The sequence below is a fragment of the Butyrivibrio proteoclasticus genome (genome assembly GCF_900115735.1).
Lineage (GTDB): Bacteria > Bacillota > Clostridia > Lachnospirales > Lachnospiraceae > Butyrivibrio > Butyrivibrio proteoclasticus_B.
Map to the genome: position 1 here is coordinate 72,354 of NZ_FOXO01000016.1, position 16,517 is coordinate 88,870.

The window sequence follows — 16,517 nt, forward strand, 5'->3', positions numbered from 1 at the left end:
TTTATAACATAGGAAGCTATGTTATAAAAAAGCTGCTCAGTAAAGCACTGGGCAGCTTTTTCATGTTATGAGGAATTACTTTAGAACTTAACAACTTCAGGCTCGCTAGTGAATGAGCTGAATGTTGCAGTTGCATTCTTGAAATAGAATACTTCTGTGTTTCCATCATCTGCTTTGTACATGTTCTGAAGTGATGGATAAGCATCAAGCATAGACTGACGAGCTTCTACTCTGTCATCCTCTACAAGCTCACCTGCTACACGAAGCCATTCTCCGCCTTTGAAAGCACAAATCTCAACCTTAGGATTAGCATGGATCTGCTTTGACACATCCTTTACTTTTCCTGTCTGAATATAGAGCTTGCCTTCAAAAATGTGAGCTGTTCCAAAAGGTCTTACTCTTGGCTGATCACCATCTACTGTAGCAAGATAATATGTTCCTGCGTCTTTAAGAAACTGTACAACTCTCTCCATCTTTTTCATCTCCTTTATAAAAATGTAGCAATCATGGTTGTGTTTTATATAATTATATTGCACGCAATCTTGGAAGGCAACACCTTATTTTTACCATTAGTCCAATATTGTTTTTAACTGGTCCTTGATAAATACTGGAATCTGCTCTGCTAGCTCATCCCAGGGCATGTAGTCTGTTTCAGGAATTGAAACTTCCTCAAATTCCATTGACGGTTCAAATGCAAAATTCTCTCTTATATACTTAACAACCTTCTCATTTTCATCATCAGTGATATGAATATCCTCAAGGTATCTTTCCGGCGCATCCAGTCCATGAATCCCCGCAAGCCTACCACAACTCTCAAAAAGTTCAGTGTATAGATACATCACCTTTGGACTGCAGAGCATCGCATGTTTCCCCGGCTGGGAGTACATTATCAGCTTGCTGCCCTTTGGATAAACTATCTCAGCGCTATTGCCTCTCTTTACAAAAAACTCTTCACCCAGCGCATCCTTTTTATTGAACGAAGTAAGCTCAGGAACCAGGGCATTCAAAAATCTTCCGTGGTAACTCCCTTCAGCTCCTACGATGTTGTCATACTCATCAATATATATCCAAATATGCTCTAAATCATATAAATGCTGAATATCATAATCAAGGTAATACGCATACTCAATTACCTTGACCGCTCCCCTATAATTTTCAAAGTCAAAACTCCTGTTAAACGACTTACTCTTTGTCCCATTCTCAGTATATATTTCATAGCCAACCTTCTTTATCTTAATTGGCTCTTTTTTGTCCATATATATTATTGGTGCATAATCCTCTATTATTCCCATACCATGAATACCTCTGAGTTCTATCAAAGTCAAATATCGAATAATTTAATACTAGTAATTCTTATTTACTTTGTCAATTTGTGCCACCATGTGATACTATTTGCATATACACAACGTTTTATCTTTGTTACGTGGAATTTTTTGTGACTATCTTTTGCTTTTCACATAAGAAGGTAAATGATTACTCAGCGCCTTGGATTAGAATGTCCAGAGAATTTCGACCATCATACGTTTTTATCGTTGCTTTTTTGCTTTTTCTCTCTGCCATCTTCTTTAATGCTCTGCTCATAAGTGTGCCTGATTACACAGTAACCTTCTCATTTTTGACTTTGGCCTCATTGCTGGTCACCGCAATGAGTACTCGTCTACTACATGGAATTGTCTATAGAGATAATAACGGTAAGATCATCCATCCAAAAAAGATACTCCTCAAAGGCCAAAAAAGATTTGTTTCTTTAAAGCATTATGGATGGCTATGCATGCACCTTCAACGCCCGCTTCACCGAGCGATTTGCTTCATATGGCAATCAGACATCACTATTATGATTGAGAAAACTCTGGGATAAAATAATGATTGGGAGATATAACAGTATTGGAAGATAGATTATAGTTACATGGGAAATAGTTGTTATTATAGATTTTTTAACAAATAAGTGCGTACGCTCACATCAAGCCTACGCACTTATTATTTGACTTTATTATGCCATTATTTATGGTCGACAATCACTAACTTTGAATGTCATGGAACCGATAGATGCTATTCCATAAATGGTTATCGTATCACCCTTTTTTAAGGATGCCACATAATCCATTTGATCGTCTTTAAAAAAGCATTGTACTCCGGTCAAAGAATACTTATCGCCAGTATCAAATGAAACGTATTCCTGCCCGTAGATATTTGTACCTATATCATCTATTTTTCCTGTTAACGCTACAACTTTTCCGTCATACTTGTTTTTACACGCAACTTGATTATCGCTAAGTTCTTTATATACTTCTGTAGCTGTAACCAAAATAGCTTCATCCTTATTAATCTCTGATGTTCCAAAAAATGAATCTCCTCCTGAAATACCATCATTAGCAATCAAACTTTCGTCCAATTCTTTTGCTACATCTCCAATACTCTCTATGTAACAATTCTCTACAATTGCTTGCCCTATGATTTTACCAGCTACTCTCCCAACTATTGTTATATAGCTCCCTTCCTCCAAATTACTAGTATCTTGATCATACATAAGATAGAAATGTATCATCTTTAAATCCGATTTACCCTTCATGTTTATAAATGTATTATTGTCTTCGTTAGTATTTATGGCAGTGATTTCTCCCGCTGTTCTAACCCACTTATCCTCCAAGTCATTCATTTCATTATGTAATGCTCTACGACTTAAAGTAAGAATTACATCTTCAGATGGTTTTTCAATTATTTCATATGCTTTATCAGTTTTCTGGGTTGATCCACTATCAGATGCATCCTCAATAGAATTAACATCATCAATTTTAGCTTTAGATTCTGCTTCAATGGTGCTTATGTTAGCAGCCTCTTCAATATAAGATGCCTGTTCCGATTTCTGTGAGTCACTTGATTCATCATTTATATTGATGAATGTATAAATCGTTACAATACCTAAATACACTGTGATTATAACTCTTAATACCATATTTTTGGGGCGTTTCTTTATCCATAAAAGTGCCACGCCTATAGGTGGAAAACATAGACACATAACAACTAAAAACCAGGTTCTTTCAGAAAGCGGTGGTTTTTGAGAAGATTTATTATTCTGAGTTGAATTTGGCTGTGGTTGAACAGCGCGATAACTATTTGATGGTGCATTACCACTAGCATTTTGGCATTCTGTTTGTTTTACATTATTTACATTCTGAGTAGTTGTTGCGTCAAATGCACTATGCAATGGACAACCACACTTTGGGCAAGCTACAGCCTTATCAGATACTTCATTTCCACACTCTGGACATTTTGTTAATGACATTTTTCCCTCCTGTTAATAAGTATAAAGTTGTCACGTTTTTTACTTAATTGAATTTAATGGATTTAATATGGTTGATGATATTATAGCACGTTTGCGTTGCGCATTGTATCACTAATGAAATGCAGATATCTTCAGTCAATAATGTTACGATTGTTTTACGGAGGTGCTTTATGTCATTTCAATTAAAACATGACAAAATAGATACAGAGAATAAATCGATTCGGTTTCCTGTTGAACTCATAAATCGGATTGAAGATGCTATAACCACAGCTGGTGGACAAGTTTCATTTTCCGGCTTTGTGATACAAGCTTGTGAATATGCTTTGGATAACATGAATAAAGAGGATTCAAATAAAAAAGAACTGTAAAAGCGTTTATCATATCACTCTTACAGTTTTTTTATTCTCTTCTCATGCACAATTGGTTACATAAAAAAGCTATGTACTTTTAATAATTATTTTCAAGATTATTTCACTCTGCAATTTTAAGGTAACTACTTACGCAATAAAGTATCTGTCCATTATATTCAACCCTTGACCAGCCACTTGGACTTACACCGGTTCTTTGTGCAGTCTGACCGTTTTCCAAAGTTACCATAACTGTACTGCCACTTCCGCTATAATCTTCAAGTTTGTTAAATCAATAACGCCAATTCTTTTTCCGCAACATATAAATCCATCAGAGTCTGCGCCTGCAAACCCTGATGGATTAAATTAACAATTTCTATATTCGGCTTTTATACGCCAATTATTATCAAAGCTGAGGACCAGCTGATACAAGTGCCTTACCAGCATCGTTGCCTGTGTACTTAACGAAGTTCTTCTGGAATCTTGCAGCAAGATCCTTTGCCTTCTCTTCCCACTCAGAAGCGTTAGCATATGTATCTCTAGGATCAAGGATAGCTGGATCAACTCCTGGAAGAGATGTAGGTACTTCGAAATCGAAGTAAGGAATCTTCTTTGTCTCAGCCTTAAGAACGTCACCGTTAAGGATTGCATCGATGATTCCACGAGTATCCTTAATAGAAATTCTCTTGCCTGTTCCGTTCCAACCTGTGTTTACAAGGTAAGCCTTAGCTCCGCTCTTCTGCATCTTCTTAACAAGTTCCTGAGCGTACTTTGTAGGATGAAGCTCAAGGAATGCCTGTCCGAAGCAAGCTGAGAATGTAGGTGTAGGCTCTGTGATTCCTCTCTCTGTTCCAGCAAGCTTAGCTGTGAAGCCTGAAAGGAAGTAGTACTGTGTCTGCTCAGGTGTAAGGATTGATACTGGAGGAAGTACTCCGAAAGCATCTGCTGAAAGGAAGATTACGTTATCAGCATCAGGACCAGCTGAAACCTTATTTACCTTCTGAGCGATCTTATCGATGAAGTCGATAGGATATGATACACGAGTATTCTCTGTAACGCTCTTATCATCAAAATCGATCTTGCCGTTAGCATCTACTGTTACGTTCTCAAGAAGAGCATTTCTCTTGATTGCGTTGTAGATATCAGGCTCAGACTCTTTATCAAGACCGATAACCTTAGCATAGCAACCACCTTCAAGGTTGAATACACCGTTATCATCCCAGCCGTGCTCGTCATCACCGATAAGGAGTCTCTTAGGATCTGTTGAAAGTGTTGTCTTACCTGTTCCTGAAAGACCAAAGAAGATAGCTGTGTGCTTACCTTCCATATCTGTGTTAGCTGAGCAGTGCATAGAAGCGATGCCCTGAAGTGGAAGGAAGTAGTTCTGCATTGAGAACAGACCCTTCTTCATCTCTCCGCCGTACCAAGTGTTAAGGATAACCTGCTCCTTGCTTGTTACGTTGAAAAGAACTGCTGTCTCAGAGTTAAGTCCGAGTTCTTTATAGTTCTCAACCTTAGCCTTAGAAGCGTTGTAAACAACGAAATCAGGCTTGAAGTTTGCCTGCTCTTCTTCTGTAGGACGGATGAACATATTCTTTACAAAGTGTGCCTGCCAAGCTACTTCCATGATGAAACGAACAGCAAGACGTGTTCCTTCATTAGCTCCGCAGAAACCATCTACTACATAAAGCTTCTTGTTTGAAAGCTCTTCAACAGCAAGCTTTTTGCAAGCGTCCCAAGCTTCCTGAGATGCTTTGTGGTTATCGTTAGGATATTCCTCAGATGTCCACCATACTGTGTCTTTAGACTTCTCATCTTCAACGATGAACTTATCTTTTGGAGAACGGCCTGTATAAATACCTGTCATTACGTTTACAGCGCCAAGCTCTGTTTCCTGACCCTTGTCAAAACCCTCAAGGCTAGGATCTGTTTCATCAGCAAAAAGCTGCTCGTATGATGGATTGTAAACGACTTCTTTTACTCCTGTGATGCCATACTGGCTTAAATCGATGTTTGCCATTTTGCTATCCTCTTTTCTTATAAAAATTGTTTTTACGGATAAATTGATTGAATAATCTGATAATCCGTAGTTACACATTATAAATATCGGAAAAATGCGCCCGATACTTCTTTTATACTACAAAGTCAAAGTTTTAACAAGATTTTTAAGCCAAAATATCTATTAAATTACTGTAAATAATTGTCAATTTCGTAGCAGATAACGGTATGTGGTTTAAGCTTGTACTTCTCGCCATTTGACAGTTCTTTTGCCACATTAGTCCACATTTCAACAGCCTGATATTTCTTTCTGGCTGAAAGTCCTATATCCTTGAACTTCAGTTTAACCTTTTTCTCTTCTTCGCTGATGTTGAAAAGAGCCAGATACAATTTGCCATCTTTAGTCACACTTCTCCAAATGACAAAATCATCCTTTCTCAAGATCTGTCTTGCTTTTCTACCATTTTTGTGCATGTTCATGATTCTCTCATTGGTAAGAAGACTATTGGTAAAGTCATCATTATCTCTAAGCTCTCCGCCAAACATAAGTGGAGACCTGAACATACACCAAAGGGTCATAAGAATCTTTTGTTCATCATGAGAAAAATGAGTATAATGCCCTTTTTCTGAACCTTCCTGACTGCAGACACATACATGCCCTAGTGGAAGCATATCACAATCCGGCCAATGGTCCTTGCAGCCTACGCCCTGCCATGCGTAGCATCTTTCGAACATTCCATAGAGGTGTTCCCATTTGTCCCAGAAATCATCTGTCATGCGCCACATATTGGCATTTGCTAAAAGAAAATCTTTCTGCTCAACCTTAGCAGGTCCCGGAGAAAGGCTAAGAACTATATCCCTACCGCATTTACTTATAGCATTTTTAATAAGTTCAATTTCAGAAAATGCTGCACCCGGAGCTTCAGGAGCATAGTCTACTCTTGCTATATCATCGACCTTTACATAATCAATGCCCCATTCCGCATACATTTTGAAAATAGAATCATAATACTCCTGTGCGCCATCAGCCTTGGCATCAACGCCATACATATCAGTATTCCACATACAAACACTTGAAGCATGAGCTATATCTCTTGCTGTTGCGGTTGTTCCCATAAGCTTTGTGTTTCTGTGAACAGCCTGCCTTGGAATACCTCTCATTATGTGTATTCCAAACTTAAGTCCCATATCATGGATCTGATCTGCAATCGGCTTAAATCCTTTTCCATCCTTAGCTGATGGAAATCTATTCACAGCAGGAACAAGCCTAGAGTATTCATCCATTTCAAGTTCAGTAAATTTGTGATACCAATGAGAATCTGCTGTGGGTTCGTACCACTGAATATCACAGATAACATACTCCCATCCGTAATCCTTAAGATGCTCAGCCATGTATCTGGCATTACCTAAAAGCTGCTCTTCATTTACGCTGGCACCGTAACAATCCCAACTATTCCACCCCATAGGTGGCCTTTTAGCTACATAATGTTTCTCTCCCATATACCCTCCTGATACTGACATTATATGTAACTATTCCGAGTCTTGGCTCTGAATAATTGCTTCTTATATCTTACTTCAATAAAGCCTGATAAATATCCCTTTTGCCGACACCCCTGTCAGCTGCTACCTTCTTCATCGCGTCCTTATGAGGAACACCCATATCCTCATAATACTTCATGTGATCTTCTATGCTCATTTCCTGCCATGAGAGACGCTTTTCTTCATCTTGTTCCTTTAGGCTTCTGCCCTCAATAACCAGAACATATTCGCCTCTTGGCTCATTTTTTTCATAAAAAGAAATTGCCTCTTCTATTGTAGTCGGTGTAACTTCTTCAAATTTCTTGGTTAACTCCCTGCAAATTGAGATTTTCCTGTTTCCGAGCGTCTCATAAAGGTCATTTAATGCAGCCCTCAAATGATGAGGCGCCTCATAGACTATCATGGTCCTGGACTCGTCCTGCAAATCTTCAAGAATTCTTTTTCTGGATTTCTTATCATCAGAAGAGGGCAAAAATCCCTCAAAACAAAATCTTCTGGTGCTAAGCCCGGAAAGCGTGAGGGCTGTAATGCAAGCTGCCGGCCCCGGAAGCGAAGTTACTGTAATACCTGCCTTATGGCATTCTGCAACCAAAACCTCTCCGGGATCTGATATTGCCGGAGTTCCCGCATCTGTTATCAGCGCAACATTTGTCCCGGCAAGCATTTTCTCGATAAGCCATTTCGCCTTATCGAATTTATTATATTCATGATAGCTCGTCATTTCTGTATGTATATCGAAATGATTAAGCAATTTTATGCTGTTTCTTGTGTCCTCCGCAGCAATAAGGTCAACGCTTTTTAGCGTCTCTAAAACTCTGAATGTCATGTCATCCAGATTGCCTATCGGTGTTGCACATAAATATAACTTTCCCTGCATTTTAATACCTGTCTATTATTGTTCAATTAACGTTCTGTATATAATCGCCCTGTTATACTACTGCCATACCTCTTATCAGAATCCGTAAATATCATAAATCTCTTTTGTATATTTGTGTTGCGATTCATATATAATAAGCGGCGGCTCAACTGTGATCCTGGATTTTCCACCACGTGCGCCCTCTATCAGAACCATGCTTGGCTCTTTGTCTATAAATGGATAAACAAGCCTCATCCTTTTAGGTTCAAGCTTATAACTGTTCATTACCACCATTATCTCTGTCAGCCTGAAAGGCCTGTGAACCATGTAAAACTTTCCTCCGGGCTTAAGACATCTGGCTGCTGCCTTTACAACATCCTCAAGATCACATAGAACCTCGTGCCTTGCTATCGCCTTTGGCCCATCAGGGTTTTGGAGTCCATGCCCACCGATCATGTAAGGCGGATTACTCGTAACAACGTCAAAAGAGGCAGCTCCGAATAACTCGCCTGCCTCCTTAATGTCTCCCTCGACTATCTTAACTTTTTCTTCCAGGTCATTAAGAATCACACTGCGATTTGCCATTTCAGCGCTTTCAGACTGTATCTCAAGTCCCACAAGCTCTTTTGCACCGGTCTTGGCTGCCATAAGTATTGGAATAATTCCTGTTCCGGTTCCAAGATCAAGGACTCTTCCTCCATCAGGCGCTGACGCAAACCCAGACAAAAGAACTGCATCCATTCCAAAGCAGAATTTGTCCGGATCCTGAATGATTCTATAACCATTTCGCTGCAGATCGTCCAGTCTTTCTCCGGGCTTTAAATCAATTGTCCCCAAGTTTTGACTTTCCTTCCTGTTTTTCAATCTTCTCAAGTTTCTCGAGTTCTTTCATTTCCTCGTCTTCCTGAGAATTCTTTTTATTGTTCTGATTCTTTTTCTTTGGTTTCTTTTTTATTGACTCAATATCATCAAGTTTATACTCATGAACTTCCTTCTCATCATCTACATTCACAAGAATCTTGATAGTTTGCCTGAGGATATTTACACTTGAAACTTCACCTTCAAGTCCATCCTTTGCCTTACAGAAATCACCGATTCCAGGCATTTTCCTGTTAAGCTCTTCGTACACATCCTCTTCATTCTTTAAGCAGCACATAAGCCTTCCGCATACACCTGATATTTTAGTAGGATTCAGTGATAAGCTCTGTTCCTTAGCCATCTTAATTGAAACAGGCACAAAATCAGACAAATATGAATGGCAACAAAGTGGTCTTCCACAAATACCATATCCACCGATTATCTTAGTCTCATCTCTTACCCCTATCTGTCTAAGCTCAATTCTGGTCTTGAAAACAGCAGCAAGATCTTTTACCAATTCTCTAAAATCAATTCGTCCATCTGCAGTAAAGTAAAACAAAATCTTATTATTATCAAAAGTATATTCAGCATCAATGAGCTTCATATCAAGATTGTGTTTTTTAATCTTTTCAAGACAAACTCTGAATGCCTCTTTTTCTTTTTCTCGGTTTGCCTTCTCCTGCTCATCATCCTTGGTGCTGGCTGTTCTAAGTACAGGCTTTAGAGGCTTTATCACCTCGTCATCTTCCACTTCTCTTGGCTCACCAACAACTGTTCCATACTCCACGCCACGTGCAGTTTCTACAATTACATGGTCACCCTTTTTTATCACATATTTTCCTGGTGAAAAGAAATATATCTTTCCGGCCGTTCTAAATCTGACGCCGATTACTCTTGTCATAAATTCTCCTTAACAGCAAGGAGCATCAGCTCCAATGCCAAATCTATATTAACATTTGAATTGATCCTGTTTTTGGCTTTTTCCAAATCATGAATCATCTGATCAATCTGTGTATACGAACACTTTTCCGTAACACTTCTAATATACGATATCTTATCAGAGAAAATCAAGTGATCCTCGTTTTCTGTGGCCTTAAAGACAAGCATATCCCTGAATAAAAAAATAAGAACATCCATAAAGTCCTCAAGAGCTGCTATATCTATGCCTTTTTTACTTGTCTTTTCACTTCCCTCGTCAGGAGCCAGTATCTCATGAACTCTGTCCATCATATCGTGGATTTCCAAAGTCTTTAGCTTTGAGACAATCTCAATAGTTCCATTTTTCAAATTATCAAATTTTTCATTTGATGCAAGGTCTAAAGCTTTTCCTACATTGCCTCTGGCAAAAGAAGCGCACAACATAGCCTTATAATCAACAACATGACAGTTTTCCATAAGATATTTCTTGATGGAATCATCCTTTGCAGGCTTCATTGGCAACACTATGCATCTACTTATTATTGTGGGAAGAAAGGCATTTAAGTTATTAGTAAGAATGATAATAACTATGTATGACGGGGGCTCCTCAAGCGTTTTAAGAAGCGCATTCTGGGCCGCCGGTGTCATCTTCTCGCCTTCTGGAATTATATATATCTTTCGATTACTCTCATACGGTCTTATAACCACATCATCCCTGATCCCGTACCTTATATCATCAACACCGATACTTCCGGGTTTCTCATGGGTGAGAATAATTATATCAGGATGATTACCGCTAAGTGCTTTTTTACAAGACGGGCACTCGTTGCAGCTTTCAATCATCCCATTATTTTCATATCTATGCTCACATAACAGAGCCTTGGCAAAAACTCTTGCTATAAACTCTTTTCCTGAACCGCTTTCTCCGGATATTATATACGCATGAGATACTTTATCTGTTAAGAGCGCATTCTGCATATGCTCTTTCATCTGAACTTGATCTATAATATCGGAAAAATCCGCCATCTTAACTCCCTCAGGTAAATATATCCAACAAAAGCCCCTCTATCTGCCCTATTTTGGCAAGGATACCAATATTGTCTTTTTCATCTTTAACAAGTTCTCTGGCCAGTTCATCCAGTTCATCATCAACCTGTCTAATTATTCCATAGACACGGTGTCTGCCTTTTCTATCAAGAAAGTTTTCCCTGGAAAAAGTATGAGATCTTGTAACTACCTCATTTAAAAAATCCTTTATCAGCAAGCGGTAGCGCTGCATATCTTTGATATCATTGCGCTTTCCAATCTTTTGTCCCTGCTGGACAATATCTTGCAGCATAAGATTTAGGCGCTCTGCCAGATTTGCATCTTCAAGCTTACTGGTCAAGACAAATTTAAAATCGCCTGAAGCCTCCTGAACCTGTTCCTGCGCCTGAACCAAATTTGATTGCTGAATATTATTTACTCTAATATCCATACTTTGCCCCCGCTGATGAAGCAGTCATAGTTACAATAATATTTTATCCTATTTTTTGAGCAATGTATCCTGTTATTTCATCTATACATAACTCTATTTGGGCATTGTTGGTAAATCTTTTTGTGATTCCTGCAGCCTTTATCTTATCCTCGCTAAAATCCTCTTCATCTGCAAGAAAACGCCTGCACATCTCATCATATTTTGGATGCTCCTGCTTATCTTCGCGCGCCATTGCTCTTGTTAGACGAAGCTTTGCTTCCACATCAATAAGCAGAGGCTCCACATTGTCTTTTCCAAAATAGTCTCTTATGTAACAATAAGACTCCAACGTTCCAATCACAAGGTAGTTACCATTCTTAAGATTTATCTGTCCATCATCTACAGTGAAATATCTCCATTCACCATAATTTGTATAATAAGTTCTCTCTTCGATGATCTTACCCTGTGATCTTAAATCAAGATATTCATTTTCTTTTTTAAAAAAGTACTGAACACCATCTTCCTCACCATCTCTCATGGGTCTTGTGGTGTAAGGAACAACTTTTTCAAGACCAAGCTTCTCGTTTTTGATCAGTTCTTTGTAAATTGTATCCTTACCCGAAGTGCTCTTTCCCATTAAAAGAAATATCTTTCCCATCAGCTTAATTAAAGCTCCTCTACACGAATCATGTTTGTTCTTCCAGGGATTCCAAGTGGTACACCTGCTGTAAGAACAACCTTATCTCCTGCCTTTAAATATCCTGCTGCCTTAGCAGAATTAATTGCCTCTTTAAAGAGCTCGTCAGCAGTATCTTCCTGTCTGATATGAAGTGGTGTTACACCCCACATAAGATTTGCCTGTCTGCAAACTGTAGGATTGATTGTGCATGCAATAATCTGGCAATTTGGTTTATATCTTGAAACCATTCCTGCTGTAAATCCGGACATTGTTACTGTAAGGATAGCATCCGCATTTACCTCTGCTGCAATGTTACATGTTGCATGAGAAATGGCATTTGTAACATCTGAAGGAGCGTAATCTCTTTTACGAAGTCTTCCAACGTAATCAATATCTGCTTCTGTACGCTCTGCGATTCTGGCCATTGTCTTAACAGCCTCTACAGGATAATCACCTGATGCTGTCTCTCCTGAAAGCATGATTGCTGTTGTTCCATCGTAAATAGCGTTAGCTACGTCAGTAACCTCAGCACGTGTTGGACGTGGATGATGGATCATTGAATCGAGCATCTGTGTAGCTGTGATAACATATTTACCCTTAGATTCAGCAAGCTTGATCATATCCTTCTGAATTACAGGAACATCTTCAAATGGAACCTCAACACCCATATCTCCACGGGCAACCATGATTCCATCAGCTGTATCAAGAATAGACTCAAGATTCTTGATACCCTGTGTGCTCTCGATCTTTGCAATGATCTTCATTGGGCTGTTTTTAGCCTTTAATACCTCACGAATAGCAAGTACGTCATCTGCAGTTCTTACAAAAGAAGCTGCAACAAAATCAAAGCCCTGCTCGCAACCAAATTCGATATCGCCTCTGTCCTGCTCGCTAAGATAAGGCATTGTAAGCTCAGCGCCTGGTACGTTTACACCCTTTTTATCTGAAACAGGTCCACCATTTACAACTGTGCAGACAATATCTGTCTCTGTAACTTCCTCTACTCTAAGCTCAATAAGACCATCATCGATAAGGATAGTCATTCCCTTGTGGCAGTCATTAGTAAGCTCTTTGTAGGTAATTGCAACTTCAGACTCAGTTCCCATAATATCACGGGATGTAAGAGTAAACTTCTGACCAGCTGTCAGTTCTACCTTACCTTTTTCAAAATCCTTCAATCTAATCTCAGGACCCTTTGTATCAAGCATAACTGCGATAGGTAATCCAAGCTCGTCTCTGAGTTTCTTTATTCTGTCATATTTTCTCTTATGTTCCTCATGAGATCCGTGTGAAAAGTTAAAACGGGCAACATTCATTCCTGCAAGCATTATCTCGCGAAGCTTGTCTTCACTCTCACTTGCTGGTCCAATTGTACAAATTATTTTTGTCTTACGCATAAAAAACCTTCCTTTTTTTCTATTCCCTGAACGTTAAGTCCCTGATTTATATAGGACTTAACATTATCAATTATTTCTTTAGTATAAACTTCACCCGGTACAATTATAGGTATTCCAGGCGGATATAAATTAACAAACTCTGCTGCAATCCTGCTTTCGGCATCGATAAATGGAACATACTCACTCTCTGCATCCCATGCATCGCATATATTCATTTTTTTAGGAGGTAGAAAAGAGATTTTTGGGGAAACTTGAGTATTTTCGACAACAGAAAGACCTTTATCTATTTCTGTTAAAGCGTTAATAAAGCGGCTTATTCCTTCCTCTTTATCCCAACCTGTAATAATTGCCAAAACAGTATTTTCTCCAGCCATTTCCAACTGAAGTCCATACTCCTCACGAAGTATATCATATAACTGCTCTCCTGTCATTGTGCTATCTTGGACAGAAACTATTACTTTTGAGGGATCATCTATTACATTTTTGCCAATTACTTTCAAAACCTTACAATCTGAAGTTTCTCTTTGAATCCTATTCCGATATTTTAAGAGCTTCTCTATGTAACTGTTACCGTTTTCTTCCATTTCTTTTATACACAGATCTATTGATGACATAAGCACATAAGATGGACTACTGGACTGATATATTCTTAAAAATCTCTTTAGTCTTGCTCTATCAATTAGATTACCAGATATATGAATTAAAGCTGTTTGCGTCATTGATGGCAAAGTTTTATGCACACTGTGGATAACGATATCTGCTCCCTGACTGACTGCATTTTCCGGAACTGATACATATTCTATGATCGATGGTTCTTTATATAATTTATTAACCGCATCAATCGCAGAACTCTCTATGCTTTTGTTATCTTGAATATCTATACTGCTTACTTTGCTGTAATCTGACTTTTTTATTAGCTTCTCACCAAATCCAAAATGTGCTCCATGAGCAGCATCCACGATTAATGGAATGCCTCTTTTATGGCATATTTCAGCAATTTTTTTTATATCAGAGCATATTCCTTCATATGTAGGTGAAGTAATAAAAACAGCCTCCACATCATCTTCTATATTCTGCTCAATGTCATCAGCAGAAACACAATCCGGAATATTCAGGCCCTCTATTTGTTTATATGGAAGATATTTTACATTTAGATTTCTAAGATATGCAGCATGATAAAATGATTTGTGACTTCCTCTGGCGGCAAGAATTGTACCATTTTTAGAAACTGCCGCTGATACAGCTGATAAAACACCACTTGTACTACCATTTACCAAAAAAAACGTTTTATCTGCTCCATATAGCTTATTAGCCCTCTCTTCGGCCTCTAGTATGATTCCTGATTCATCATGAAGATTATCATATCCGTCAATTTCCGTTATATCACAACGAAAAGCACCCTTCATCGGGGTGCTTAGCTCATTTCTCTTATGACCTGGCATATGCAGTGGATACATATCACTCTCTGCCAGATTTATCAGTTCCTGGTAAAGCTCAGGCATAGTTAACTCTAATTTTTCCCTTCCGTAGCTTAAGCGTTTCTAATGTTGAAGCATATTTATCTGCCAGGCAAACAATCCATGCCTCTCTGCACCTTGGTGGATTAATTGTAAGTGGCCACATATGCTTTGATATTATATCTTTTTCTCTCTCAGTAAGTGCAAAATCTCTTGTGGCATTTTTCAATGCAATTCCCGGATGATAGAATCCGTGTAGCTTAGGATGAATGTTTCCAGGTGCATCTGCAATATGCCAATCATATAGAAAATAGTCATGAAGAAGTGCGCCTCTTACAAGCTCCCTCTCACGCCCATTCATTGACAGCTTTCTATTGAGCTTAATAGCACATAAAGCAACATGAATACAGTGTTCGTAGACTGTTACATTTCCATGCTGGATGAATTCCTTTAATTTAGCAAACTGATCAGAAGAAAGAACTTCTCCCCCATATTCTCTGAGGATTGCTCTATAGTCTTCATTACTTTCAAGCTCATTTAATATTTCAGGATCAAAAGTATCCGGATCATATCCTTTTATGTCCAGAACTTCCTTAATTACTCTTTTATCTTCAGCTGATAATCTCTTCATATACCTCATACCGTTCATTTAAAAATCGATACTACATACATTAACTTGTTTTATATTACCATAATTATCAGTTAAAAGTATAAAAATCATAAAAAAACTCAGTAAACAATTCCAGTCTACTGAGTTCAATGATTAATAAAAAAAATGCCTAGAGTCGGAATCGAACCAACGACACGAGGATTTTCAGTCCTCTGCTCTACCAACTGAGCTATCTAGGCATATAGTAGCGGGGACAGGATTTGAACCTATGACCTTCGGGTTATGAGCCCGACGAGCTTCCAGACTGCTCCACCCCGCGTCATTATGTAAAGCTTAACGCTTATTTTAATAAAAAATGGATGGCGGTGGATTCGAACCACCGAAGCAATTTGCAGCAGATTTACAGTCTGTCCCCTTTGGCCACTCGGGAAGCCATCCATAAAGCCGATGAGCGGACTCGAACCGTTAACCTGCTGATTACAAATCAGCTGCTCTGCCAATTGAGCCACATCGGCTTACACACGAATTGTGTTATCTTGAAAAATGGGACCTACAGGGCTCGAACCTGTGACCCTCTGCTTGTAAGGCAGATGCTCTCCCAGCTGAGCTAAGATCCCGTTCAAAGTAAACCAAAAACTTTATGAAATTAAGCGACCCGGAGGGGGTTCGAACCCCTGACCTCCGCCGTGACAGGGCGGCGCTCTAACCAGCTGAGCCACCGGGCCATCTTTGAAGTATTGTACCTTCAAAACCGAACACTGATCTCTCAATCCATTTTCTATACTTACCTTCTTGGATAAGCCCTCGACCTATTAGTACACATCAGCTCAACACGTCACCATGCTTACACCTTGTGCCTATCTAACCTCGTACTCTTCAAGGGGTCTTACTTACTTGCGTAAGGGATATCTCATCTTGAGGGGGGCTTCACGCTTAGATGCCTTCAGCGTTTATCCCTTCCGGACGTGGCTACCCAGCCTTATGCATCTGGCGATGCAGCTGATACACCAGCGGTCCGTCCATCCCGGTCCTCTCGTACTAAGGACAGCTCCTCTCAGATATCCTACGCCCGCGCCGGATAGGGACCGAACTGTCTCACGACGTTCTGAACCCAGCTCG

General features: G+C 39.1%; 16 protein-coding genes, 6 tRNA genes and 1 rRNA gene. 1 reads left to right on the forward strand and 22 read right to left on the reverse strand.

The features are described from left to right. Window positions 1–80: 80 nt before the first annotated feature. The 3 genes from BM146_RS11020 to BM146_RS20025 form a co-directional block, all read right to left on the reverse strand. The gene (locus BM146_RS11020) at window positions 81–473 is read right to left on the reverse strand and encodes a pyridoxamine 5'-phosphate oxidase family protein (protein ID WP_074888654.1); all 393 of its coding nucleotides are present in this window, start codon (window positions 471–473) and stop codon (window positions 81–83) included. Between the two features lie 96 nt (window positions 474–569). After that, on the reverse strand, window positions 570–1,319 hold the full coding sequence (locus BM146_RS11025) for a hypothetical protein (RefSeq protein ID WP_207649917.1): 750 nt from the start codon (window positions 1,317–1,319) through the stop codon (window positions 570–572). 683 nt (window positions 1,320–2,002) lie between these two features. Next, entirely contained in the window at window positions 2,003–3,283 is a 1,281-nt protein-coding gene (locus tag BM146_RS20025) for an OB-fold protein (RefSeq protein ID WP_083413503.1), read from the reverse strand. Between the two features lie 170 nt (window positions 3,284–3,453). Between BM146_RS20025 and BM146_RS11040 the strand changes: the two genes are divergently transcribed. Next, window positions 3,454–3,651 (forward strand): YlcI/YnfO family protein, encoded by a 198-nt coding sequence (locus BM146_RS11040; RefSeq protein WP_074888662.1) that lies wholly within the window; start codon window positions 3,454–3,456, stop codon window positions 3,649–3,651. 103 nt (window positions 3,652–3,754) lie between these two features. Here the strand turns inward: BM146_RS11040 and BM146_RS20170 are convergent, their stop codons facing one another. The 19 genes from BM146_RS20170 to BM146_RS11130 all read right to left on the reverse strand — a co-directional run. After that, window positions 3,755–3,880 (reverse strand): hypothetical protein, encoded by a 126-nt coding sequence (locus BM146_RS20170; RefSeq protein WP_278308506.1) that lies wholly within the window; start codon window positions 3,878–3,880, stop codon window positions 3,755–3,757. 156 nt (window positions 3,881–4,036) lie between these two features. Continuing rightward, window positions 4,037–5,650 carry a phosphoenolpyruvate carboxykinase (ATP) gene (gene pckA / locus BM146_RS11045; RefSeq protein WP_074888666.1) on the reverse strand — a complete coding sequence of 538 codons (1,614 nt, stop codon included), beginning with the start codon at window positions 5,648–5,650 and terminating at the stop codon, window positions 4,037–4,039. Between the two features lie 167 nt (window positions 5,651–5,817). After that, window positions 5,818–7,128 (reverse strand): glycoside hydrolase family 27 protein, encoded by a 1,311-nt coding sequence (locus BM146_RS11050; protein WP_074888669.1) that lies wholly within the window; start codon window positions 7,126–7,128, stop codon window positions 5,818–5,820. 70 nt (window positions 7,129–7,198) lie between these two features. Then, entirely contained in the window at window positions 7,199–8,044 is an 846-nt protein-coding gene (gene rsmI / locus BM146_RS11055) for a 16S rRNA (cytidine(1402)-2'-O)-methyltransferase (protein ID WP_074888672.1), read from the reverse strand. Between the two features lie 75 nt (window positions 8,045–8,119). Further along, window positions 8,120–8,764, reverse strand: a complete 645-nt coding sequence (locus tag BM146_RS11060) for a tRNA1(Val) (adenine(37)-N6)-methyltransferase (protein ID WP_420314840.1) — start codon at window positions 8,762–8,764, stop codon at window positions 8,120–8,122. A gap of 82 nt (window positions 8,765–8,846) precedes the next feature. Continuing rightward, window positions 8,847–9,782: a PSP1 domain-containing protein gene (locus tag BM146_RS11065; RefSeq protein ID WP_074888675.1), complete on the reverse strand. Its 936-nt coding sequence runs from the start codon at window positions 9,780–9,782 to the stop codon at window positions 8,847–8,849. After that, window positions 9,779–10,825, reverse strand: a complete 1,047-nt coding sequence (locus BM146_RS11070; protein WP_074888678.1) for a DNA polymerase III subunit — start codon at window positions 10,823–10,825, stop codon at window positions 9,779–9,781. The genes BM146_RS11065 and BM146_RS11070 overlap by 4 nt, the downstream gene beginning before the upstream one ends. Before the next feature lie 10 nt (window positions 10,826–10,835). Beyond that, window positions 10,836–11,276 carry a YaaR family protein gene (locus BM146_RS11075; protein WP_074888681.1) on the reverse strand — a complete coding sequence of 147 codons (441 nt, stop codon included), beginning with the start codon at window positions 11,274–11,276 and terminating at the stop codon, window positions 10,836–10,838. Between the two features lie 43 nt (window positions 11,277–11,319). Next, complete coding sequence (locus tag BM146_RS11080; RefSeq protein ID WP_074888684.1) at window positions 11,320–11,913, reverse strand: nucleoside/nucleotide kinase family protein; 594 nt, start codon at window positions 11,911–11,913, stop codon at window positions 11,320–11,322. Between the two features lie 8 nt (window positions 11,914–11,921). Further along, on the reverse strand, window positions 11,922–13,331 hold the full coding sequence (pyk, locus tag BM146_RS11085) for a pyruvate kinase (protein ID WP_074888687.1): 1,410 nt from the start codon (window positions 13,329–13,331) through the stop codon (window positions 11,922–11,924). Next, on the reverse strand, window positions 13,313–14,833 hold the full coding sequence (locus BM146_RS11090) for an aminotransferase class I/II-fold pyridoxal phosphate-dependent enzyme (RefSeq protein WP_074888688.1): 1,521 nt from the start codon (window positions 14,831–14,833) through the stop codon (window positions 13,313–13,315). The genes pyk and BM146_RS11090 overlap by 19 nt, the downstream gene beginning before the upstream one ends. Then, window positions 14,826–15,419, reverse strand: a complete 594-nt coding sequence (locus BM146_RS11095) for an HD domain-containing protein (RefSeq protein WP_330391822.1) — start codon at window positions 15,417–15,419, stop codon at window positions 14,826–14,828. Before BM146_RS11095 ends, BM146_RS11090 begins: the two co-directional genes overlap by 8 nt. A gap of 145 nt (window positions 15,420–15,564) precedes the next feature. Beyond that, window positions 15,565–15,637 (reverse strand) — tRNA-Phe (locus tag BM146_RS11100). A 6-nt stretch (window positions 15,638–15,643) separates the two neighbouring features. Next, window positions 15,644–15,717: transfer RNA gene (locus BM146_RS11105), tRNA-Met, on the reverse strand. A 37-nt stretch (window positions 15,718–15,754) separates the two neighbouring features. After that, a tRNA-Tyr gene (locus tag BM146_RS11110) sits at window positions 15,755–15,836 on the reverse strand. 4 nt (window positions 15,837–15,840) lie between these two features. Then, window positions 15,841–15,913, reverse strand: a tRNA-Thr gene (locus BM146_RS11115). 29 nt (window positions 15,914–15,942) lie between these two features. Then, window positions 15,943–16,015, reverse strand: a tRNA-Val gene (locus BM146_RS11120). 34 nt (window positions 16,016–16,049) lie between these two features. Beyond that, window positions 16,050–16,123: transfer RNA gene (locus tag BM146_RS11125), tRNA-Asp, on the reverse strand. Window positions 16,124–16,190: 67 nt separating this feature from the next. Then, window positions 16,191–16,517 (reverse strand): 23S ribosomal RNA (locus BM146_RS11130); the annotation flags it as partial.